This window comes from Zarconia sp., from assembly GCF_057467645.1.
In genome coordinates this window covers 22,806-30,241 of the sequence record NZ_JBRJXU010000168.1, presented here as the reverse complement: position 1 = coordinate 30,241, position 7,436 = coordinate 22,806, and the positions used below count along the sequence as shown (strand labels likewise).

Annotated in this window: 6 protein-coding genes; 2 read left to right on the top strand and 4 right to left on the bottom strand. The window is 48.5% G+C overall.

What is annotated here, in order from left to right; genetic code table 11:
- Positions 1 to 260: 260 nt before the first annotated feature.
- On the bottom strand, positions 261 to 992 hold the full coding sequence (locus AC2215_RS24525) for a DUF429 domain-containing protein (RefSeq protein ID WP_486812652.1): 732 nt from the start codon (positions 990 to 992) through the stop codon (positions 261 to 263).
- Between the two features lie 116 nt (positions 993 to 1,108).
- Here AC2215_RS24525 and AC2215_RS24520 point away from each other — a divergent pair, with 116 nt between their 5' ends.
- Both AC2215_RS24520 and AC2215_RS24515 read left to right on the top strand, forming a co-directional pair.
- Positions 1,109 to 1,744: a Uma2 family endonuclease gene (locus tag AC2215_RS24520; RefSeq protein WP_486812651.1), complete on the top strand. Its 636-nt coding sequence runs from the start codon at positions 1,109 to 1,111 to the stop codon at positions 1,742 to 1,744.
- A 266-nt stretch (positions 1,745 to 2,010) separates the two neighbouring features.
- Complete coding sequence (locus AC2215_RS24515) at positions 2,011 to 3,876, top strand: hypothetical protein (RefSeq protein WP_486812650.1); 1,866 nt, start codon at positions 2,011 to 2,013, stop codon at positions 3,874 to 3,876.
- A gap of 129 nt (positions 3,877 to 4,005) precedes the next feature.
- Here the strand turns inward: AC2215_RS24515 and AC2215_RS24510 are convergent, their stop codons facing one another.
- The 3 genes from AC2215_RS24510 to AC2215_RS24500 form a co-directional block, all read right to left on the bottom strand.
- Entirely contained in the window at positions 4,006 to 5,106 is a 1,101-nt protein-coding gene (locus AC2215_RS24510; protein ID WP_486812649.1) for a calcium-binding protein, read from the bottom strand.
- Between the two features lie 3 nt (positions 5,107 to 5,109).
- Complete coding sequence (locus AC2215_RS24505; protein WP_486812648.1) at positions 5,110 to 5,661, bottom strand: class I SAM-dependent methyltransferase; 552 nt, start codon at positions 5,659 to 5,661, stop codon at positions 5,110 to 5,112.
- 173 nt (positions 5,662 to 5,834) lie between these two features.
- On the bottom strand, positions 5,835 to 7,370 hold the full coding sequence (locus tag AC2215_RS24500; RefSeq protein ID WP_486812647.1) for an iron uptake porin: 1,536 nt from the start codon (positions 7,368 to 7,370) through the stop codon (positions 5,835 to 5,837).
- Positions 7,371 to 7,436 lie beyond the last annotated feature (66 nt).

Below are 7,436 nucleotides of genomic sequence, written 5' to 3'. Positions count from 1 at the left end.
TGTTTTTATTTTTGTCACTACCAATATTTCTGTTTTATTCAGTATTCATACATCAAAAATTAGTCGTCTTGTCAAAAATACAATACAGCTTATTAACTCAATATTGTCAAGATTAAGAATAGATTTTTTTGACAAGTCGATAAGCCGATCGCTAATAACCCATCGCTTTAAAACTGATATTTCAATTAATTCTTTTAATTCACATAATTTATATTTTTTTATTTAGGCTCAAATAAATATAAAGATTTGATAACTGAATTCTATTTTGAAGCGTGAATTGCCATTCTCAAACCTTGGGTATCGCGCTCGAGCGTTTCTGGTAAATATATTAGTCCATTTGAGATAGATTCTTGTGCGAAATAGGCGAGACAAATAGCATCAATAATATCATCGTCTGCCACTTCTTTTTTTAAATATATTCTTCGAGTTTTTGCGAATGTTTTTGGAGTTTCTTGAATTTGATTTTTGAATAATTGAACACGCAACTTTTTTCCAAAATCGGTCTTTTTTTTATGGGCAAGGGGTCGGTCTCTATTGAGCTTCCAAAATAGGAATTCTGGATGGCTTTCTAAAACGCGATCTATGAATTCTGGATAGTCCTGAATAATCTCATCAATTTGGCGAATTTTTGGGGTTATATTCCAGGATTGAATAGAAATTTTTTTGCCAGTTTTGGCGTGATTAATTTGGCAGGCAGATTCGTAGGTGTCGGCATAAACCGCTGCCCGAACGGGAGGAGAGAAAACCGAAGATGAGTACGATTGACCTAATGTTTTGCGTAAGAGACGATCGCAAGTTCGAGAAGCATCGCGATCGCTCAAACCGATGGGAATATCGATGAAGGTTCGACGGGCATTTTGTAAGAGATCGATGAGTTGCGATCGCTCTCGAATCATCTGAGATTCCCAGTTGTTTCCATCCCAGGCAATAACCAGCCAGCCGCCACGACAGCCATCAATTCCTAACGCGCAATTTTCTATTTTAAGTTTCACCAAATTGTCTGGATTGATTAACTTTAATGACTTGCAATAAATTTCGATCGCTCTCCGACTGAAAAGCGATGCATTGTTATGATGTCAGATAGCGATCGCCAAAGGAAGTGTAGACGATGTTTGCTCTCGTGTCACCGGAAAAAATTCAATTGCCTCCGGGTTCTGTCGTGCGGTTACCTGCAACTTGGCAAGAGTATCAAAGTTTGTACGATCGCCGAGGAGACGGTTCGATTCCGCGTCTGAAGTACCGAAATGGAGAAGTTTTGTTAATGTCGCCTTTACCTATACACGGCAGAGATGCTCATCTGATTGCGAATATCGTCTCTACTCTTTTAGATTCCGACGATCGAGAATACGATGCATTTACCCCGGTGACGATGACATTACCCGAAGAAAGCGGTATCGAACCGGACTATTGCTTTTATATCGATAACTGGCAAGCCGTCTCTGGAAAAAAACGGATTGACTGGCAAAACGATCCGCCCCCGGATTTAGTTATCGAAATTGATGTTACCAGTTATTCCGATATCCAAGATTATCTTCCCTATCGAGTTCCAGAAGTTTGGCTATTTCGGAAGCAGCAACTGTTAATTTACCAATTGCAGGGTGAAACGTATCAACTGCAAACCCAAAGCTGTTATTTTCCAAATTTCGATCTCGAAAGTGCGATCGCCCGTTGCGTGGAAATCGCTTACGAACGCAATACCAGTGCTGCCATTCGGGATTTGAAGCGACAACTTACTCACCCATAAAAGATTGATGATAGATATCGTATTTCTAAAAGTTAAAAGGCACTGAATCAATCATTCTATTAGGAATTATTTTATCGACGTCTTGAGTCATGAAATTTATTTTTATAACTCGAAGGGAATATGAATGGTTCTATGTTGCGTGATGATTTGCAAAGATATCGATAGATATCGACAAATAGAGAATTATCGTTATTCAAGAATACTATAAATCTCTAAATTCTGGTCCTAGCCTATCTTCCATCCAACTTCAACCCTCGCACTATCCGATGCGCCTCCACCCCAAAATAACGATCGCCCTTCTGCTTCTCCTCCTCACCAGTTGCACCCAAACCCCCAACCCAGATCGCCACGCCAACGCCGCCATCCCTGCCGCTACCGAACGCCAAGGGGATGCCAGCCAAGAAACAGCCTTTACCGCCCGCAGTGTTGCCGTTCGAGAACGACTTGCCAGCCAGGATTTAGCCGAACTCGATCGCTGGTGGCGGCGGGAAAATATCGGCGATCCCCATAAATACCTCCTCCCCGCCATCCTGGCAAAACTCAGCCTCGACGATGGAAAAGAACGCGATCGCATTTGGGAATACTGGCTGCAACTCGAACGCGAACGGCCGGATTTATATCACTTCCGCAGCCTCTTCGATACCCGTATCTTCTTCCTCTCGCGCGACGAACTGCCCCCAGATGTCGAAACCGCCTACCGCAGTATGCTGGCATCCCCCCGCGCCAAAGAGTGGAGTGAAGGGGGAACGGAAAATCATATCTCCCAGCAGTTTCTCTCGGGATTGGCATTGATGGATGGTAGCGGCTTCCCCATAGCGTACCCCCACCACCGCGCCACCCACGAAGCCTGGCTGCGGGCGGAACTGAATAAGTTTCTCACCATCGGGCAGGGGGAATTTCACTCTTCCACCTACTACGGCTATACCATCGGCAGCTTGCTGAACCTCTACGACTTTGCTGAAACCCCGGAATTGCGAGAACTGGCGCGAGGGATGCTCGATTGGCTGGCAGCCAATACCGCCCTGCGGCAAAGCTGGGGAACGACGGGGGGTGCGGAAAGTCGCGGTTTCGATCGCGGAACCTGGCAAACCGGCTTGAGTGCAGTCGCGTGGATGTGGTGGGGGGACGACGATGCTGGGGAAATCGCCCGAGTTGCCGAACGGATGCCTACCAATGCCGCCCGGTTGGCGTTGCTGGCGGGGTTGAGTGGCTACCGTCCCCCGCAGCAGTTGCGAGCGCTTGCCCGTAAGGAGGTGCCGTTGCCGTTTCTGGCGCAGGGGAGTCATCCGATCTATTACGGCTACCGCGATGGGAACCAGTTCTGGGAAACCTTCTACGCCACGGAAGACTATACGGTAGGGACACTGCTGGATGATTCGCGATCGTATCAAGTACAAGGGACGATTCGCGCCCAACACGCCACGTATAAATTAGTGGTGCGGGACGATTCCACAACCGATCGCCAAAATGCCGTTATCAGTTTAGCGGGAACCTACCACAGCCCCATGGCAACCGGGCGCAGTCCCGGCGATCGCTACTTGCAAGGGCGCAGTGCGACGATTTTCCAACTGATTCTCAACCCCCAGGATATCGCGGCAGGGGTACCAGAGCGATCGCATTTAGTCCTCCCCCAGCGCTACGGAGAACCCAAGCGTCACGGGGATTGGTATATTTGGCAAATCGAAAATACTTGGTTGTGCGCCCGTTCTTGGGGGGATAGCATCGAGTTGGAATCTCCAGTGGATGGGGGTAAGGAGGATTATCAAGCCCTAGTGGCGCGGGGGAAGCGTACGGCATGGGTGGTGGATGTTGCCCGAGTAGCCGATTATCCGGATCTGGCGGCGTTGCAGAATGCCCTCGATCGCACCGAACTCGACGATCGCAACTGGGAATCGGCGGGACGGCTGGTGTATCGGGGGTTAGAGGGCGATTTGTTGGAGATGGATTATGCTGCATCGGCAGCATACTCGCGGGGGAAAATTAATGGTGAGGAACGGGTGTTAGAAAATTGGGATGTGCTGAAAAGTCCGTATGTGAATCAAAAACTCGATAGCGGAATTTTAGAAGTTTCCGATCCGCAATTGGGAAGTTGGAAATTGCGGGGAACAGTCACGGGCGTGAGTAATCAGTGATATAGCTGTATTCAGTGAGGTTAGGACAGTTAGATCTAACATGAGCGTGTTTTCGATCTTGCTCCCCCTGCTTCCCCTGCTCGCTTCACGGTGAATTATAAGCATTCAACCGAACTTGATATAACTTCCCTACGCAAACACAAAGATATTGGGATCGGATAAGTCTAGTTCGATGGTATCGCGCACTACACCAATCAAATCCCGCACGGAACCCGTCGTTTCAAAAATGGTGGTATGACCGGCGAGGGTTTCCCTCAACTCGTAGTTGGCGGCACGACCGTGAAGGACAATTCGGTCTTCCCCAACGGTAAAATCTCGGAGAACGGCACGACCGGCACGACCGGAAACCACAGTAGTGGGATTATCGTTGTAGAAGAAACCCATTTGGTTGCCGAGAACGAACTCATCTGCCCCATCACCGCCTCGGAGAACATCTCTTTCTCCCGCACCAGGATTCGCCGAACTTTCATCTACCCCAATCAACACATCATTTTCCAGTTGACCGTTAAGTCGATCGTTGCCCGTACCGCCAATGAGGGTGTCATTGCCCCGATTCCCCCGTAGGGTATCTTCGCCGTCATTACCGAAGACTCGATCGTTACCTGCTCGCCCCCGGACAAGGTCATTTCCGGCGAGGGCATCGATGATTTCGTCGGCCCCCGTGTAGGTGAGGTCGTCATTCCCCTGAGTGGGAATGGGTATAGAATCGTCACAGATCGCCGCACCACCTTCTGGATTTTCCCGACACGGACCAACGTTGCCTTTCCATTGAAAATTATCAATTTGAAAAATACCGGTTGAATTTCCCGGACCGAGTGATTGATTGCCAATCCGCACGCTATTTGAAACCGGAGTTTCAGGCCAGGCTAAGATACTTAGCAAACTATTGTCGAGATTCCCATCCAAAAAGGACTGGGCCGTTTGTGTTGTGAAATCGTAGTAGATATCAACATGATGTCTGCCTGTCAAACTAGCATCTAAGCGCAAAATTCGAGGGACATCAAGGAACTGAGTGATATTCGCGCCTGGCTCGGCAAAATAGTCGAATGAGACCAGATGCGTGTTTGATTCAGGGGCATTACCACGTCTCCAGTGAAGCTGATGGTCTAGTCCAAACTCAAGCGCTCTTCCATCTAGGTTACTTGAAGAAATATTGACAACCGAGCTGGAGTCCAGTGCGCCGCCAAGTGTTCCATCTTCAAAATCCGAGTCGTAGTATATTACGGTCATCGTTTAAATCTTCGTTCCCACTGGATAAATAAAGTAACGCTCGGTCGCGTTCGCTTCCATATCAAACCCAAACTTCTTCAATTTACTCGCCAAATATTCCGCAGAATTATAAACTTTAATCACTTGAAACGTGCGCCCATCGTTTAGTTTTCGAGATTGATAAATCTTACCGTCATCTTTGATTTGGTGGTTCCTTGCCGTGGCGGTAGCGTGAAATTGCGAATCGATAATAAACACTCGACCGCCAGATTTAACCGATCGCCCTACCTTTTCTAGAAAATCATCTAATTTTTGTGGGGGGACGTGAGAGAGCCAAAATGCTAAAACGACAAAGTCGTATTCAGCTTCAGGCTTCCACTCAAACAAATCGATTTTTTTGTATTTAACTTTCGGCGATTTAACTTTCTTTTTATTCAGCAAAATAGATTCGGGAGAAATATCAATTGCCGTAATCTTATGTCCAATTTTTAATAACTCTTGCGTCCAAATTCCCGTTCCACACGCCAACTCTAAGATTTCATTTTGCGGTGCAAACTCCTGCAATTTTTTTTGCACGATTTTAATTTCATCGAACCAGCGCTGATTGTGTTTTGCACCTCGATCGTAACGACCGATGCGATAAAACCACTCATCGTATTCCGGCGCTCTTTGACAATAGTATTCAATCTGTTCTTGAAGGAGTTCATCTATCATATTTTTTAATCCTTAAAAGCCTATTGTGTAATGATTTAAAACGAAAACACCATCCGCAAAACCCCTTGCCACAGGGTATCGCTATCGTTATCGTTATCGGCATTCCAAACCAAAATCAGTGCCGGGGTAATGCTGAGATTATCGCTGAGTTCTAAATTGTAGAATGCTTCAAAATTGGTTTGCGTCGCATCCCCCACATCATCGGTAATAAATGGCTGACCGATCGCCGCCCCAGCAAAGTTACCCGGAAACGGCCAATTACGCAAGTTTAATCCCGCCGCCCAGGAAATGGGAGTCGCATCCAAATTTTCCCCTAAAACGCGATTGAACCCATCGTAATCCCCAAAACCCAGTCGCCCGAACAATCCGATGCCCAAACCGATGGCAAATTCTCCATTGAATCCCACCGCATCGATATTCGTTTGGTCGATTTCGGCATGGGTGTACTGCAACCGGAGCGCCCAATCGCGGTGGCGGGCGTATTCGAGTTCGAGGCTGGCTTGGTAGCGATCGCGAAATAAACCTCCATTGGCAGCATCCTCGGCCGTTGAAGCCACGTACAACCCCGTCAGGGAGACGGGAATCTCTGGCAAATCCCACGACACCACTGCTCCCGCGCCCCCCGGACGATCGATTTGATTTTGGATAATCAAAGGATTGTTGACGAAAAAGCTGGAATTGAAATTTATCGCCGAATCGTTGGCGAAGCGGTTGCGATCGATAAAATCTGCCGGGGCAATCTTCGCGCCGACGGTTACCGAGAGGCGATCGTTTGGCTCGAAAGAATAGTACAACCGATTCAGGTAGAGTGTCGAATCCACCTCGGTATAATCGAGTCCTCCTGCCCCCGCCAGCAGCCCCGTCGTTCCCAGGAGGTTGAGACCTTGATTCTGGACGAAACTCACCCCATCGCCGCCGTTATTGCCCGCTTCGAGTTGAGTAAAGAGGCGATCGTTCCCTTGAAAACTGCTAGTTAAATTCAAGCGCAGTCGATGCAGCAGCGTTGCGTTGCCCTCCGTTGCCCCCGTCAACCCGAGAATCAACTGCCCTTGCAATTGCGTTGTCGGCGAAAAATTCTGGGCTTCGAGGCGATCGACCCGAGGACGCAACCGGGTGGTGAGGCGACTTTCCAAATCGTCCAACGCCAGCTGATAATTTTCCTGCAAGCGTCTCAACACGTCCAAATCTTCCGCTACGAACTCCTCTCCCCGTCCCTGCAATTGCACCACTTCATCGAGGGCTGCTTGCAAAAGGGCGGCAAATTCGTAGCGCGTCAGGGATCGTTCGCCCCGAAACGTGCCATCGGGGTATCCCAAACGCAGGTTGTATCGATCGATTAAGGCTTTCAATGCCTGATACGCCCAATCCGTCGGTTGTACGTCGGAAAGGTCTTCGACGGTGGGAATCGAGCCAGGGCGCTGGGTATAGCGATGAGTACGAGATCTGGAGGGGGAGATTTTGGACGCAAGGGTTTTGACGGGAGGTTCGACGGTCGATTCTGCACGAACCGGGAGAATTAGGGCGATCGCCCCCCAGCCACTCAACCCAACCAACCCTAACGCTCGTTTCACGTCTGACTCCTCACTCGGGAATTTCCCAGGGTTTATTATCGCTCAAGTTGGGAGATTCCCGATCGG